Annotated in this window: 14 protein-coding genes; 3 read left to right on the top strand and 11 right to left on the bottom strand. The window is 67.3% G+C overall.

All coding sequences use genetic code 11. The features are described 5' to 3' along the window. Positions 1-60: 60 nt before the first annotated feature. The 7 genes from A3M1_RS0123465 to purC form a co-directional block, all read right to left on the bottom strand. The gene (locus A3M1_RS0123465) at positions 61-372 is read right to left on the bottom strand and encodes a hypothetical protein (RefSeq protein ID WP_245261843.1); all 312 of its coding nucleotides are present in this window, start codon (positions 370-372) and stop codon (positions 61-63) included. A 111-nt stretch (positions 373-483) separates the two neighbouring features. Beyond that, on the bottom strand, positions 484-822 hold the full coding sequence (gene grxD / locus A3M1_RS0123460; RefSeq protein ID WP_018391434.1) for a Grx4 family monothiol glutaredoxin: 339 nt from the start codon (positions 820-822) through the stop codon (positions 484-486). Positions 823-891: 69 nt separating this feature from the next. Then, positions 892-1,125 carry a BolA family protein gene (locus tag A3M1_RS0123455; protein WP_018391433.1) on the bottom strand — a complete coding sequence of 78 codons (234 nt, stop codon included), beginning with the start codon at positions 1,123-1,125 and terminating at the stop codon, positions 892-894. 13 nt (positions 1,126-1,138) lie between these two features. Then, a complete protein-coding gene (gene purL / locus A3M1_RS0123450; RefSeq protein WP_018391432.1) occupies positions 1,139-3,352 on the bottom strand; it encodes a phosphoribosylformylglycinamidine synthase subunit PurL in 2,214 nt (737 codons plus the stop codon). A 45-nt stretch (positions 3,353-3,397) separates the two neighbouring features. Next, a complete protein-coding gene (gene purQ / locus A3M1_RS0123445) occupies positions 3,398-4,096 on the bottom strand; it encodes a phosphoribosylformylglycinamidine synthase subunit PurQ (RefSeq protein WP_018391431.1) in 699 nt (232 codons plus the stop codon). Positions 4,097-4,100: 4 nt separating this feature from the next. Next, positions 4,101-4,343 (bottom strand): phosphoribosylformylglycinamidine synthase subunit PurS, encoded by a 243-nt coding sequence (purS, locus tag A3M1_RS0123440; RefSeq protein WP_018391430.1) that lies wholly within the window; start codon positions 4,341-4,343, stop codon positions 4,101-4,103. A 152-nt stretch (positions 4,344-4,495) separates the two neighbouring features. Further along, the gene (purC, locus tag A3M1_RS0123435; protein ID WP_026221476.1) at positions 4,496-5,305 is read right to left on the bottom strand and encodes a phosphoribosylaminoimidazolesuccinocarboxamide synthase; all 810 of its coding nucleotides are present in this window, start codon (positions 5,303-5,305) and stop codon (positions 4,496-4,498) included. A 312-nt stretch (positions 5,306-5,617) separates the two neighbouring features. Between purC and A3M1_RS0123430 the strand changes: the two genes are divergently transcribed. Both A3M1_RS0123430 and A3M1_RS0123425 read left to right on the top strand, forming a co-directional pair. Next, on the top strand, positions 5,618-5,941 hold the full coding sequence (locus tag A3M1_RS0123430) for a DUF1476 domain-containing protein (protein WP_018391428.1): 324 nt from the start codon (positions 5,618-5,620) through the stop codon (positions 5,939-5,941). 369 nt (positions 5,942-6,310) lie between these two features. Then, positions 6,311-6,991 (top strand): SH3 domain-containing protein, encoded by a 681-nt coding sequence (locus A3M1_RS0123425; protein WP_018391427.1) that lies wholly within the window; start codon positions 6,311-6,313, stop codon positions 6,989-6,991. A gap of 66 nt (positions 6,992-7,057) precedes the next feature. Here A3M1_RS0123425 and purB read toward each other — a convergent pair whose 3' ends face one another. The 3 genes from purB to A3M1_RS0123410 all read right to left on the bottom strand — a co-directional run bounded on the left by purB (position 7,058) and on the right by A3M1_RS0123410 (position 11,386). After that, positions 7,058-8,365: an adenylosuccinate lyase gene (gene purB, locus A3M1_RS0123420; protein WP_018391426.1), complete on the bottom strand. Its 1,308-nt coding sequence runs from the start codon at positions 8,363-8,365 to the stop codon at positions 7,058-7,060. Between the two features lie 89 nt (positions 8,366-8,454). Continuing rightward, on the bottom strand, positions 8,455-9,141 hold the full coding sequence (gene rpe / locus A3M1_RS0123415; RefSeq protein ID WP_018391425.1) for a ribulose-phosphate 3-epimerase: 687 nt from the start codon (positions 9,139-9,141) through the stop codon (positions 8,455-8,457). A 79-nt stretch (positions 9,142-9,220) separates the two neighbouring features. Continuing rightward, the gene (locus A3M1_RS0123410) at positions 9,221-11,386 is read right to left on the bottom strand and encodes an inverse autotransporter beta domain-containing protein (protein WP_018391424.1); all 2,166 of its coding nucleotides are present in this window, start codon (positions 11,384-11,386) and stop codon (positions 9,221-9,223) included. Between the two features lie 316 nt (positions 11,387-11,702). On the opposite strand from A3M1_RS0123410, the gene A3M1_RS0123405 reads away from it, so the two are divergent. After that, positions 11,703-12,083 carry a hypothetical protein gene (locus A3M1_RS0123405; RefSeq protein WP_371258772.1) on the top strand — a complete coding sequence of 127 codons (381 nt, stop codon included), beginning with the start codon at positions 11,703-11,705 and terminating at the stop codon, positions 12,081-12,083. Positions 12,084-12,310: 227 nt separating this feature from the next. On the opposite strand, the gene A3M1_RS0123400 is transcribed toward A3M1_RS0123405, so the two are convergent. Then, on the bottom strand, positions 12,311-13,165 hold the full coding sequence (locus tag A3M1_RS0123400) for a glycine betaine ABC transporter substrate-binding protein (protein ID WP_018391422.1): 855 nt from the start codon (positions 13,163-13,165) through the stop codon (positions 12,311-12,313). Positions 13,166-13,217: the final 52 nt, after the last annotated feature.

Genomic DNA, 13,217 nt, shown 5'->3' with positions numbered 1-13,217 from the left:
GAGAGACGAAAAGCCGCCCGGTTGGGCGGCTTTTTTGTTGGGCGGGCGGCGGGGAGTTGCTCAGCGCGGCGCGCGGCGCAGCAGCAGGGCGAGGTGCAGAAGATGGACGGCGACAAAGGTCAGCGCCACGACCATGAGCGCCGATGAGGCATCGGTGCTGCCACGCAGCAGTACCGCCAGCCCGGCGAGACTCACGGCCGCCAGCAGGGGCGTGAGGGCCAGCGCCAAAGGGCGCGGCGCCGACCAGTTGACCGTGCCGGACAGCGACCATTGCATCGGCAGCCGCGCGCGATCGCGCAATCGGCCATTGGCGAACAGTGACATGCCGACGAGAACGGCGAGGCAGGTCAGGACGATCAATATGTTACTCAAGGCGTCGAACTTCCCAAGGTGTTCCGATGCAGGGTAGCGGGCCGCCCTGCGTCACGGCAACAAAAAGCCGCCCCGGAGGGCGGCTTTGCAGAAGCGTCCTGCAGGCGTGGTTCAGGCGGTCGCCTTGCCCATCACCGGGACGCCCTTTTCTTCGAGCAGCGTCTGCAGCTCGCCGGACTGGTACATCTCGCGGACGATGTCGCAGCCGCCGACGAACTCGCCCTTGACGAAGACCTGCGGAATGGTCGGCCAGTTGGTGTATTCCTTGATGCCGGTGCGCATCTCGTCGGAATCGAGCACGTTGATGCCCTTATAGTCGACGCCGAGCAGGGCGAAGACCTGCGCCACCTGGCCGGAGAAACCGCACATCGGGAATTGCGGCGTGCCCTTCATGAACACGACGACGTCGTTGCTCTTCACCTGGCTGTCGATGAAATCCTGAATGCTCATGGCATGCCTTTCGCCCTTGCGGGCCTCGCGAGAGGGTGTCGTGGCGGCGCTGGCCGGAGCCGGCCGCCTTCAGTCGGGTACATTGGTCTGAAGCGCGAGGGCGTGCAACACGCCGCCCATCTGGCCCTTCAGCGTCGCATAAACCATCTGATGCTGCTGCACGCGGCTCTTGCCGCGAAAGCTCTCGGCGATCACGGTCGCGGCATAGTGATTGCCGTCGCCGGCGAGATCGCGGATCTCGACCGAAGCGTCCGGCAGGCCTTCCTTGATCAGCCGCTCGATTTCGGCTGCTTCCATCGCCATCAGACAGGCTCCCTCACATCAAGCCCGCGCCCATATAGATGGGCAGCCAGGCCTCGTGCCGCTCGCGCAGCGCGTCCACTACAATTGGGCGCTCGCCCGCGATATGCAATCGGTCGCCGCCTGTTGTGCCGAGCTTGGCGACGGGGATGCCGGCCAGCTCCGCCCGGCGCAGCACCAGCGCCTTGGCGCTGTTCTCCACCGTGACGATGTAGCGGGCCTGGTCCTCGCCGAACCAGAAGGCGAAGGGGTTCATGTCCGGCGGCGGGGCGGCGAGGTTGGCGCCGATGCCCGAGGCCAGCGCCATTTCCGTCAGCGCCACGAGCAGGCCGCCATCGGAAACGTCGTGCACGGCGGTGACGAGGCCGTCATTGATCAGCCCACGCACGAGATCGCCGGTCTTGCGCTCCAGCGGCAGGTCGACGGGCGGCGGGGCGCCGTCCTCGCGGTCGAGGATTTCCGAGAGGAAGGCGGATTGGCCGAGCCAGCCGGTGGTGGCGCCGAGGACGAGGATGGTCTCGCCATTGGCCTTGAAGTCGAGCGTCGCCATCTTCTCGATGTCGTCGAGAACGCCGACGCCGCCAATGGTCGGGGTCGGCAGGATGCCGCGCCCATTGGTCTCGTTGTAGAGGCTGACATTGCCGGAGACGACCGGGAAGTCCAGTTCCAGCGCCGCCGCCCCGATGCCGCGCAGGCAGCCGACCAGCTGGCCCATGATCTCGGGCTTCTCGGGATTGCCGAAATTGAGATTGTCGGTCAGTGCCAGCGGCCGGGCGCCGACGGCGGTGAGGTTGCGCCAGGCTTCCGCCACCGCCTGCTTGCCGCCCTCGAACGGGTCGGCCTCGCAATAGCGCGGGGTGACGTCGCAAGTCATGGCGAGGCCCTTGGGGCCGTCTTCCACCCGCACCACCGCCGCGTCGCCGCCGGGGCGCTGCACGGTGTTGTTGAGGATCAGATGGTCATACTGCTCCCAAATCCAGCGCTTGGAGGCGAAATCGGGAGAGCCGATCAGCCGCTCCAACGCACCAGGGATAGTGGCGGTGATGTCGAGCGAGGCGGGGTCGACGCGCTGCTGCTTGGGCGTTTCCACCCAGGGGCGGTCATAGAGCGGGGCCTCGTCGCCCAGTTCCTTAATCGGCAGGTCGGCCTTGATCTCACCCTTGTGGCGGACGACGAAGCGCAGCGTGTCGGTGGTGTAGCCGACGATCGCGAAGTCGAGGCCCCATTTGAGGAAGATGGCTTCCGCCTGCTCTTCCTTGCCGGGCGCGATCACCATGAGCATGCGCTCCTGGCTCTCGGAGAGCATCATCTCATAGGCACTCATGCCGGTTTCGCGGCAGGGCAGCTTGTCGAGGTCGAGCTCGATGCCGAGATCGCCCTTGGCGCCCATTTCCACCGCCGAGCAGGTGAGGCCGGCCGCGCCCATGTCCTGAATGGCGACGACGCAGCCCGCCTCCATGATCTCAAGGCAGGCTTCCAGCAGCAGCTTCTCGGCGAAGGGGTCGCCGACCTGCACGGTGGGGCGCTTTTCCTCGGCGCCCTCACCGAACTCGGCGGAGGCCATGGTGGCGCCGTGGATGCCGTCGCGGCCGGTCTTCGAGCCGAGATAGACCACGGGCAGGCCGACGCCGGTGGCCTTGGCGTAGAAGATCTTGTCGGCGTCGGCGAGGCCGACCGCCATGGCGTTTACAAGGTTGTTGCCGTCATAGCGGGTGTGGAAGCCGACCAGCCCGCCCACGGTGGGCACGCCGAACGAATTGCCGTAACCACCAATGCCGGCCACCACGCCTCCCACGAGGTGGCGGGTGCGCGGATGCTTGGGGTCGCCGAAGCGCAGTGCGTTCAAGGCCGCGATCGGGCGCGCGCCCATGGTGAACACGTCGCGCAGAATGCCGCCGACACCCGTACCGGCGCCCTGATAGGGTTCGATATAGGAGGGGTGGTTGTGGCTCTCCATCTTGAACACGGCGGCCTTGCCGTCGCCGATGTCGATGACGCCGGCATTCTCGCCCGGACCCTGGATCACCCAGGGCGCCTTGGTCGGCAGGCCACGCAGATGCAGGCGCGAGGATTTGTACGAGCAGTGCTCGTTCCACATCGCCGAGAAGATGCCGAGCTCGGTGAAGGTCGGCTCGCGGCCGATCAGCGTCAGGATGCGCTCGTACTCGTCGGGCTTGAGGCCATGCTCGGCGACGAGTTCGGGAGTGATTTTCGGTTCGGAGGGGATCATGCGAAGGCCGTCATTCCGTTACGCGGTCGGGCAGGGCGGGCGGGGTCACGCCTTCTCCAGCGCGCCGACGATGCTTTCGAACAAAGCGCGCCCGTCGGTCGGGCCGACCAGCGGGTCCACATGGTTTTCGGGGTGCGGCATCAGGCCGAGCACGTTCAGCTTCTCGGAGACGATGCCGGCGATGGAATTGGCGGCGCCGTTCAGCACCTGCGCGTCGTCGCGGTGGCCGTCCGGCATCACATAGCGGAACAGCACGCGCCCGTCCTCCTCCAGCCGCTTCAGCGTCGCCGCGTCGGCAGTGTAGTTGCCCTCGCCATGGGCGACGGGGTAGCGCACGATGGCGCCCCGGGCGTAGCGGCGAGTGAAGGGAGTGTCGTTGCGCTCGACCTTCAGCAGCGCCTCGCGGCAGATGAAGCGCAGGCGGGCGTTGCGCACGAGCACGCCGGGCAGCAGCCCACTCTCGCACAGGATCTGGAAGCCGTTGCAGATGCCGAGCACCAGCCCGCCACGGGCGGCATGGGCGCGCACCGCCTCCATGATCGGGGCGCGGGCGGCGATGGCGCCGCAGCGCAGATAGTCGCCATAGGAAAAACCGCCCGGCAGGACGACGAGGTCGGTGCCCTGGGGGAGCGCGGTGTCGGCGTGCCAGACCATGGCCGGCTTGACGCCCGAGACCATGTGGAGCGCGCGTGCGACATCGCCCTCGCGGTTGGAGCCGGGAAAGACGAGGACGGCGGATTTCATGGTGTCAGTCCACGAGCTCGATGCGGTAGGTTTCGATCACCGTATTGGCGAGCAGCTTCTCGCAGGCGTCCTTGAGCGTCGCCTCGGCCTTGGCCGGATCGCTGGTGTCCAGCTCAATGTCGAAGACCTTGCCCTGGCGGACGCTGGAGACGCCGGGGACGCCGAGCGAGCGCAGGGCGCCCTCAATGGCCTTGCCCTGCGGATCGAGCACGGCGGATTTCAGGGTGACGAGGACGCGCGCCTTCATGGATCACTCTCGGGCAGTTTCGTGCGACAGAAGCAGCGGGAAAAACAGAAACGGGGGCTTTGAGGCCCCCGCCTACCATTTGGCCGCGAACGGCTCAATGCTGGAATGCGGAATGGCTGACCCGAGGGCAGCGCATCGCGCATCCGGCATCATCACTCTTCGGGTTCGGACTTCACCAGAACCGGACCGCCCGTCTGGACGCGCTCGTTCTCGGACATGATGCCGAGACGACGGGCGACTTCCGAATAGGCTTCGACCAGCCCGCCCATGTCGCGGCGGAAGCGGTCCTTGTCGAGCTTGTCGTTCGACTTGATGTCCCACAGCCGGCACGAATCCGGGCTGATCTCGTCGGCGACGACGATCCGCATCATGTCGTTTTCCCACAGGCGGCCGCATTCCATCTTGAAGTCCACAAGACGGATGCCAACGCCGAGGAAAAGGCCCGAGAGGAAATCGTTGACGCGGATCGCCAGGGCGATGATGTCGTCGATTTCCTGCGTCGTGGCCCAGCCGAACGCCGTGATGTGCTCTTCCGACACCAGCGGGTCGTTGAGCGCGTCGTTCTTGTAATAGAACTCGATGATCGAGCGCGGGAGCTGGGTGCCTTCTTCGATGCCGAGGCGGGTCGACAGCGAGCCGGCGGCGACATTGCGCACGACGACTTCCAGCGGGATGATCTCGACCTCGCGGATGAGCTGCTCGCGCATGTTCAGCCGCTTGATGAAATGCGTGGGGACACCGATCTCGTTCAGTCTCAGGAAGACATATTCCGAGATGCGGTTGTTCAGCACGCCCTTGCCGTCGATGACATCGTGCTTCTTGTTGTTGAAGGCGGTGGCGTCATCCTTGAAGTGCTGGATCAGGGTGCCGGGCTCAGGACCTTCATACAGGACCTTCGCCTTACCTTCATAAATGCGGCGGCGGCGGCTCATGGGTGGGTACCGTCGGTTGAGGAAGTCCATTAGGATGCCGGGGCTCCGGTTCCGGGTTCACGGCTGGGGGCGCCGCACGTCTGCGCACGCTCGGCGCTCTGACGATTCGTCTCGCATTGGTGCTGACACCCTCGCGCGGACACTAGCCCATCGGGGGGGCGGATACAAACGCCACCACGCGGCATGGCGTCCTTGCGTGGCGGGGTGCGACACCATCCACCGCAAAAGCCCGGGATGAGCGTCACATTGCCGTAGGGCGAGGCGCGCGGCGCCGGCGGCGTTGATTTGGGGCCGGGGTCGGGATAATCAAGCCCACGCTTTCATCGAGACAGGGGCGACCACATGAGCACGTTCGACGAGCGCGGAGATGCGTTCGAGTCCAAGTACGCCCACGACCAGACCCTGCGCTTCAAGGCGATGGCGCGGCGCAACAAGGCGCTCGGCCTGTGGGCGGCCGAGAAGCTCGGCCTGACGGGCGAGGAGGCGAGCGCCTATGCCGGCTCCGTCGTCGCGGCCGATCTGGAAGAGGCCGGCGACGAGGACGTCTACCGCAAGATCAAGGGTGACTTCGACGCCAAGGGCATCGACGTTTCCGAGCACCGCCTGCGCCGCACCATGGACGAGCTGCTGGCCGAGGCGATCGAGACCCTGCAGAAGAACGGCTGAGGCCGCGCTTCAGTCCCGCCGGCCGGCGATCCCCGGCCGGCGACGCATGCACGCACACTATGGGCCGTGCGCGCCCCGCCGATGACGGACGGCCACGCCGTTTCGCCCGGCAGATCCCTGTCCTCTTTCTCTCTTCGGCCTTTTCACGCGGCGCTCGTCGGGCGCCGGCTGCGTGTGCCGCGCGGCCCGCGAAGGTGCGCGGCGATCGCATCTGCGGGTCCGGCCCGACCCGCCCGCATTCCTCAGCGACCACGGCCGGTGGCGATAGGTAATGCAACCAATTCCGCCCGATTCGATTGCTATCGAGGATGGATATCGATCGGGTCCGCCGGGAAACGTGGCCTCAGGCGCTCCCTCAGGGAGGTTCACATGCAAAAAATCTTCAAAACGCTGGCACTTGCCGCCAGCCTTCTCGTCGGCGGAGTGGCGTTCACCGCCGCGTCGGCCGCCGTGGTCACGCGCGATCTCAATGTGCGCGCCGGCCCCGGCACAAATTTCCGTGTGATCGGCACGCTGCCGGGCGGCACGCGGGTGAATGTCGGTGGTTGCCAGGGCAATTGGTGCCAGGCGGCCGGCGGTTGGGTGAGCGCGAGCTATCTCGCCGGCGGCAACCAGACCGTGATGGTCAACCCCACTTACGTTGCGGACGATGTTGCGCTCGGCGTCGGCGCCTTTGCGCTTGGCGCCGTGGCCGGCTCGGCCTGGGGGCCGGGCTGGGGCGGCGGCTATTACGGCCCCGGCCCGGGCTGGGGGTATGGACCGCGCTGGCGCCCGGGCCCGGTCTGGTGGGGCGGTCGTCCGGGTTGGGGTCCGCGCCCCGGCTGGGGCCCGCGTCCGGGTTGGGGGCCGCGCCCCGGTTGGGGGCCGCGTCCGGGCTGGGGTCCGCGCCCCGGTCGTCCGGGCTGGGCGGGTCCGCGTCCGGGTCGCCCGGGTTGGGGCGGGCGTCCCGGCATGGGCCCGCGTCCGGTTTTCGTTCGCGGCGGCGGCTTCGGCGGCGGCCCGCGCGGATTCGGCGGGCGCGGCTTTGGTGGGCGCGGCGGCTGGCGCTGACAGCGCACGCCTATCCCACTTGCAAGAGGCCGGGGGCAACCCCGGCCTCTTTGCGTTGCGGCGCGTTCAGCTGCGGCCGAAGACCCGCTGGAAGATCGTGTCGACGTGCTTGAGGTGGTAGCCGAGGTCAAATTTCTCGGCGATTTCCTCTTCCGACAGATAGTTGCGCACCTCCTCGTCGGCGGTGAGCAGCGCCTGGAATTCGCCCTCGCCCCGCCAGACCGGCATGGCGTTCCGCTGCACGAGGCGATAGGCGTCCTCGCGGCTCGCGCCCTTCTGGGTCAGCGCCAGCAGCACGCGCTGGGAATGCACGAGGCCGCCGAGGCGGTCGAGGTTCTTCTGCATGGTCTCGGGATAGACCAGCAGCTTCTCGACGACGCCGGCCAGCCGGTTCAGCGCGAAGTCGAGCGTGACCGTCGCGTCCGGTCCGATCATCCGCTCGACCGAGGAGTGCGAGATGTCGCGCTCGTGCCAGAGCGCCACATTCTCCAGCGCCGGCGTGACCATGCCGCGCACGAGACGGGCGAGGCCGGTGATGTTCTCGGTGAGCACCGGGTTGCGCTTGTGCGGCATGGCCGACGAGCCCTTCTGGCCGGCGGAGAAGAACTCCTCGGCCTCCAGAACCTCGGTGCGCTGGAGATGGCGGATCTCGACCGCCACCCGCTCCATCGAGGAGGCGACGACGCCGAGCGCGGCAAAATAGGCGGCGTGGCGGTCGCGCGGGATCACCTGGGTCGAGACCGGCTCGACCTTCAGCCCCATCTTGGCGGCGACGTATTCCTCCACCCGCGGGTCAATCTGGGCGAAAGTGCCGACCGCGCCTGAGATGGCGCAGGTGGCCACTTCCTCGCGCGCGGCGACGAGGCGGGCGCGGTTGCGCTGGAACTCGGCATGGGCTTGGGCAAGCTTCAGCCCGAAGGTGGTCGGCTCGGCATGGATCCCGTGCGAGCGCCCGATGGTGGGGGTGAGCTTGTGCTCGAAGGCGCGGGCCTCCAGCGCCGCCAGCAGCCGGTCGACATCGGCAATCAGGATATCGGCCGCGCGCACCAGCTGCACGGCGAGGCAGGTGTCCAGCACGTCGGACGAGGTCATGCCCTGATGGACGAACCGCGCCTCGGGGCCGACGATCTCGGACAGGTGAGTGAGGAAGGCGATGACGTCATGCTTGGTGACGGCCTCGATCTCGTCGATGCGGGCGACGTCGAAGGTGGCGTCCTTCGCCATCTCCCAGATCTTCGCCGCGGCCTCCTTCGGCACCACGCCGAGCTCGGCGAGCGCATCGGTGGCGTGCGCCTCGATCTCGAACCAGATGCGGAAGCGGGTCTGCGGCTCCCAAATGGCAGCCATTTCGGGGCGGGAATAGCGCGGGATCACGGGCGGGCTCTTTCGGCAAGCGATGAGGATTGCCCGCGCTCTAGCAGAAAGGCGCCATGACGACAAACGCGCCGGGCGCCGGCGGTCGGCTAGACCAGCTCGCCCCGTGCCCGCAGCGCGGCGCTGCGGATGGCGTCGATATTGCCGGCATAGGCGTCCGCGCCGCCCTTGAACACGGCGGAGCCGGCGACCAGCGCGTTGGCGCCGGCCTTGATGCAGGCGGCGGCGGTGTCCTTGGTGACGCCGCCGTCGATCTCGATATGGATCGGCCGATCGCCCACCATGGCGGCGAGCTGGGCCACCTTCTCCATGACCGAGGGGATGAAGGCCTGGCCGCCGAAGCCGGGGTTTACCGTCATCACGATGATGACGTCGATCAGGTCGAGCACATGCTCCACCGCGCTCGCCGGGGTGGCGGGGTTGAGCGCGACGCCGGCCTTCTTGCCCAGCGCGCGGATCGCCTGCAGCGAGCGGTGCAGATGCGGCCCCGCTTCGGCATGGACGGTGATGTGGTCGGCGCCCGCCTTGGCGAAGGCTTCCAGATACGGGTCGGCCGGCGCGATCATCAGATGCACGTCGAAGGGTTTTGCTGAGAACGGCCGCACCGCCTTCACCACGTCGGGGCCGAAGGAGATGTTGGGCACGAAATGCCCATCCATCACGTCGATATGGATCCAGTCCGCGCCGGCGGCATCGACCGCGCGCACTTCCTCGCCGAAGCGCGCGAAGTCGCAGGCGAGGATGGAGGGGGAGAGGATCAGCGGGCGTGTGGTCATGGCGCGGGGCTCCGGCTGTTTGCCGGGGCGTAGCATCAAGGCGCCGGGGCGGCAATGCCGTCCCGGCGTTCTCCAGGGCTCAGAGGCCGCAGGAGGCGGAGAGCGTACCGGCCGGCACGGTCGCGCCGCCAATGGCGAAGACCTGTCCGCCGGTCTGCGTCAGCTCGGTGCCGGACCACTGGCCGGCATCGGCCGAGCAGGGGGCGGGGACATTGGTGGTGGCAATGTTGCCGGAAATGTCCTGGATCGGGCCCGAGACATAGACGGCGGAGCTGCCGCTGGCGATCACCTCCACATCGGTGAAGCTCACCCCCGTCACCGGACCGCCGGCGAAGCCATAGGCGTCGCCATAGAAATAGACGCCATAGCTGCCGGGATTGGAGATGGTGACATTGGTGAAGCTGATGTCGCTCGACGGGTTGATGAAGATGCCGGCGCGGTAGGTGTCTTCGATGAAGGCATTGGACACCGCGATGTCGGTGGTCACGCCCGGCAGGTTGAACGACGAGGCGAACATCAGCCCGTTGATACCGCCCTTCAGCGTCAGGTCGTCGAGCACGGCATGCGCGGTCTTCTGCAGAACGATCAGGTCCATTGAGCGGTCCATGGCGGAATTGTCGATGCTGATGGAGCGCAGCGTCGCCCCGTCCACGCCGACCAGCAGGATGCCCTCGCGGCGGCTGTTGACGATGGAGAGGTTCTCAACGGTAAGGTTGCCGCTCTGGCCGGTGATGGTGTTCTCCCAGTCGATCTCCTCATACTGGCTTCCGACGAACAGGCCGTAGGTGACGTTCTCCATCGCCACGTCGCGGATCGTCAGGTCCTCCACCGCCAGCGCGGCGATGCCGGCATTGCGCACCTCATTGGGATTGAAGATCGACCATTCGCATTCCGTGTTGTTCTCGCAGAAGGCGAGGTCATGGATGCGGGTGGAGGCGATGGTGGCGCTGGAGACGCTTGCCAGCGAGATGCCGTGCTCGGCGGTGCCTGAAATGTCGAGATCGCGCATGACGATGTCGGAGACGCCTTCCGCCACCACGCCGGAGCGGCCGCCACGGATCGCGAGCGAGGCCACCGCGCTGCGGTCACCGTCGAGAGAGAGCACGTCGTCGAGCGGGTCGGTGCCGTTCAGCGTCGCCGCGGGCAGGGCGTTGCGGAACACCGCCGTGCCGCCGCTCACCGCGCCGCGCACGGCAAGCGCGCCGCCGCCGCCGAGCAGATACTGGCCGGTGCCGAGCGAGACGGTGGAATCGACATCGACCGTGCCGGAGGCGAGCACCAGCGCGCCATCGCCCGCCGTCACCAACCGGGCATTGATGGTGCCGGCATCGTCGCCCGCGCCAATGGCGACCACCCGGCCGGCGACCGCGCCGGTCTCGGTGTAGACCGCCGCTTCCGCCGCGCCGGTGGCGCCGACATGGGTGCGGATCGCGTCCGAGCGCTCGACCCGGCGGTAGAGCGGATCATAGGGCGCCTGCGCTGACGTGTCGCCGAGCGGCACGCGCAGCCGGGCGAGGAAGATGCCCTGCGTGTCGTATTGCTCGTCATAGGTCAGCCCGGCAATGAGCGTCAGCCGCGAGCCATTGCCGAAGGCGGGAAGGCCCGCGCGGGACAGTTCCACTCGGGCGGAGACGCCCGGCACGTCCTCGACGCCATCGCCCGTGTACCAGTAGCCGCCGGCGAAGAGCTTGATCTGGGTAAGATCATCGGGGGTGAGGAAGGGCAGCCGGTAGCCGATCTCGCCGTCGAAACCCTGCATCGCGGTTTCCTCGCCGGCGCGGAACACCAGCCGCCCGGCCTCGATCAGCGCGGCATTGGCGCTGGCGAGCGCGGCCTCGATGTCGCCGACCGGGAGATAGCCATTGGCGCGCAGCTCCCAATCCTGGCTCAGCGCCTCGACGCCGAGCCCGAGCTGGGTGAAGCCGTTGTCGTACTGGCTGTTGAGATAGTCGAAATAGCCGTTGAAACCGTAGACCCAGCCATTCTCATGCCGGAAGCGGTAGCCAAGGCCGACCGAGCCCTGCTCGACCTCCTGCTCGCTGCCGAAGCTGGCGCGGGCATCGAGGAACAGCAGCCGGTCCGTGTCGCCCAGCATGGGCAGGAACAGGTCAAAGCTGCCAAAGGCCTCGTTTCCAACGCTGCCGAGCGTGGCTTCCACCGAGGCGGGGGAAATGCCCCGCGGGTCGGCCATCGCCGGCAGACTCACCGTGGCCGCGACGATCACGGGAAGTACGGCGCGTCTCATGTGCACTCTCCTGGGGGATTATGTCGGAGGATTTCCGAGCCCCGAACAGGCCGTCCGATAGCACCGATCTGCCACACAAAGAACGACGAACGACTCTAAGTTATTGATAACAAATGTATCTTAGAATTCTTCGTACTCTAATGAAGAAGTGCCCGGGCCGCACCCCCGACGGGCGCTGGCGGGCGGCGCGCGCCGCATGGGTCGTTGCGGAACTCCCTTATTGCCGAGCGTGGGGAAAAGGCGTCCCATTACCGCAGCGAATCCGCTGCGCGCGAGGCGGCGCCGGAGGCGTGGTCCTGAGGAGGGAAATGTCATGATGAAAAAGAGCATGCTCGCCGCGCTGGCGGTGCTGTCCACCGCCGGCCTGTTCGGCATGGTGCAGGAAGCCAGCGCCTGGCGTGCCGCCGGCTGCGGCGGGCGCGGCTGTGGCGTCGCGTGGGGCGGTGGCTGGCGCGGCCCCGGCCATTATTACGGTCCCGGCCGCTATTACGGCCCGGTGCCGCGCGGTGGCGGCGTGGTCGTGGTCAATCCGCGCCCCTATTGGCCGCCCGGCGGCGCGGTCGCGGCTGGTGCCGCGCTCGGCTTCCTCACCGGCGTTGCCGCCGCCAATCTCGCCGGCCCGCCGCCGCAGCCGAATTATTGCTGGTTCTATACCAACCCGCAGCGCACCCAGGGCTTCTGGGAGCCGTGCCCCTGATCTCTGCGCCGATCGCGCGTCGATGAAAAAGGGCGGCCGGAACGCGCCGGCCGCCCAAGGGGAGGGTACCCCAGCCGGGATGACCGGCCGGGATCGTTCGCGAGGGCGGGCAAGGCCCGCTCACCCGAATCGACGTCCTCGCGTCGATGGCCGTTCGATGCCGGCGCCCGGCCTCGCATCGGCCGGGCGCGTCGTCGCGATCCGATAATCGGGACGACCGATCGAGATCACTTCATCCAGGCGTCGACCTTGGCCTTGTTGGCGGCGACCCAGGCCTTGGCGGTGGCGGCCGGATCGGCGCCGGGCTTGTTGTTTTCGACCATCACCTTCTGCTCGTCGTCGAGCGTGAGGCTGAAATTATCGAGGATCTTGTAAGCCTCGGGCGCCTCGGTCTTCAGCTTGGTGGAGACGATGGTGTTGACCGTCTCCTCACCGCCGAACACGTTCTTGGGGTCGGCGAGGTATTTCAGGTCCCACTCCGCGAACATCCAGTGCGGCGTCCAGGTGGTGATGACGATCGGCTCCTTCTTGGCGTAGGCGTCCTTGAGCGCGGCGACCATGGTGGCGTCCGAGCCCTCGACCAGCTTCACCTTCAGGCCGTAGTCCTTGATCGCCTTCTCCGACGCCTTCATCAGGCCGGCGCCGGGATCGATGCCGATGACCTTGCCGCCGAACTTGGCCGGGTCCTTGTTGATGTCCTCGATCGAGGTGATGTCGACATAGGTCGGCACGGCCCAGCCGATCTTGGCGCCGGACAGGTTGGGGCCGAGATTGACCACCTTGTCCTTCAGCTTGGCGTTGTAGGCCTCATGCGTCGCAGGCAGCCAGCCGGCCACCATCGCATCGGCCTCGCCGGTCGCCACCGCCTGCCACATGGCGGCGCCGGAGAGCGGCACAAGCTTGACCTTGTAGCCCGCGTCTTCGAGCGCGATCTTGACGATGTTGGTGGCGACCACCGTGTCGGACCATTCGACATAGGCGATGGTCAGGTCCTTCTTCTCCGCCTGCGCCGCGCCGGCGGCGAGGCCGAGCGTCGTGGCGGCGACGGCCGCCGTCTTCAGGAATGTTCCCAGGAATGACATGTCGCTTGCTCCAATCTCGGTTGGGATGGTCGGAAGCGGAGGCATCGCCTCG

Origin of the sequence: Ancylobacter sp. FA202, from assembly GCF_000380205.1 — a bacterium.
In the GTDB taxonomy this organism is placed as follows: domain Bacteria; phylum Pseudomonadota; class Alphaproteobacteria; order Rhizobiales; family Xanthobacteraceae; genus Ancylobacter.
The sequence above is the reverse complement of the archived record's forward strand: the minus strand, read 5'-3'. Positions and strand labels throughout refer to the sequence as shown.

Excerpts from the sequence above, each read along its gene's own strand:
- A3M1_RS0123430 (WP_018391428.1), top strand. The coding sequence starts at position 5,618 with ATGAGCACGTTCGACGAGCGCGGAGATGCGTTCGAGTCCAAGTACGCC.
- grxD (WP_018391434.1), bottom strand. The coding sequence starts at position 822 with ATGAGCATTCAGGATTTCATCGACAGCCAGGTGAAGAGCAACGACGTC.
- A3M1_RS0123405 (WP_371258772.1), top strand. The coding sequence starts at position 11,703 with ATGAAAAAGAGCATGCTCGCCGCGCTGGCGGTGCTGTCCACCGCCGGC.
- A3M1_RS0123410 (WP_018391424.1), bottom strand. The coding sequence starts at position 11,386 with ATGAGACGCGCCGTACTTCCCGTGATCGTCGCGGCCACGGTGAGTCTG.
- purL (WP_018391432.1), bottom strand. The coding sequence starts at position 3,352 with ATGATCCCCTCCGAACCGAAAATCACTCCCGAACTCGTCGCCGAGCAT.
- A3M1_RS0123455 (WP_018391433.1), bottom strand. The coding sequence starts at position 1,125 with ATGGCGATGGAAGCAGCCGAAATCGAGCGGCTGATCAAGGAAGGCCTG.
- A3M1_RS0123400 (WP_018391422.1), bottom strand. The coding sequence starts at position 13,165 with ATGTCATTCCTGGGAACATTCCTGAAGACGGCGGCCGTCGCCGCCACG.
- A3M1_RS0123425 (WP_018391427.1), top strand. The coding sequence starts at position 6,311 with ATGCAAAAAATCTTCAAAACGCTGGCACTTGCCGCCAGCCTTCTCGTC.
- purC (WP_026221476.1), bottom strand. The coding sequence starts at position 5,305 with ATGGACTTCCTCAACCGACGGTACCCACCCATGAGCCGCCGCCGCCGC.
- purQ (WP_018391431.1), bottom strand. The coding sequence starts at position 4,096 with ATGAAATCCGCCGTCCTCGTCTTTCCCGGCTCCAACCGCGAGGGCGAT.
- rpe (WP_018391425.1), bottom strand. The coding sequence starts at position 9,141 with ATGACCACACGCCCGCTGATCCTCTCCCCCTCCATCCTCGCCTGCGAC.
- purS (WP_018391430.1), bottom strand. The coding sequence starts at position 4,343 with ATGAAGGCGCGCGTCCTCGTCACCCTGAAATCCGCCGTGCTCGATCCG.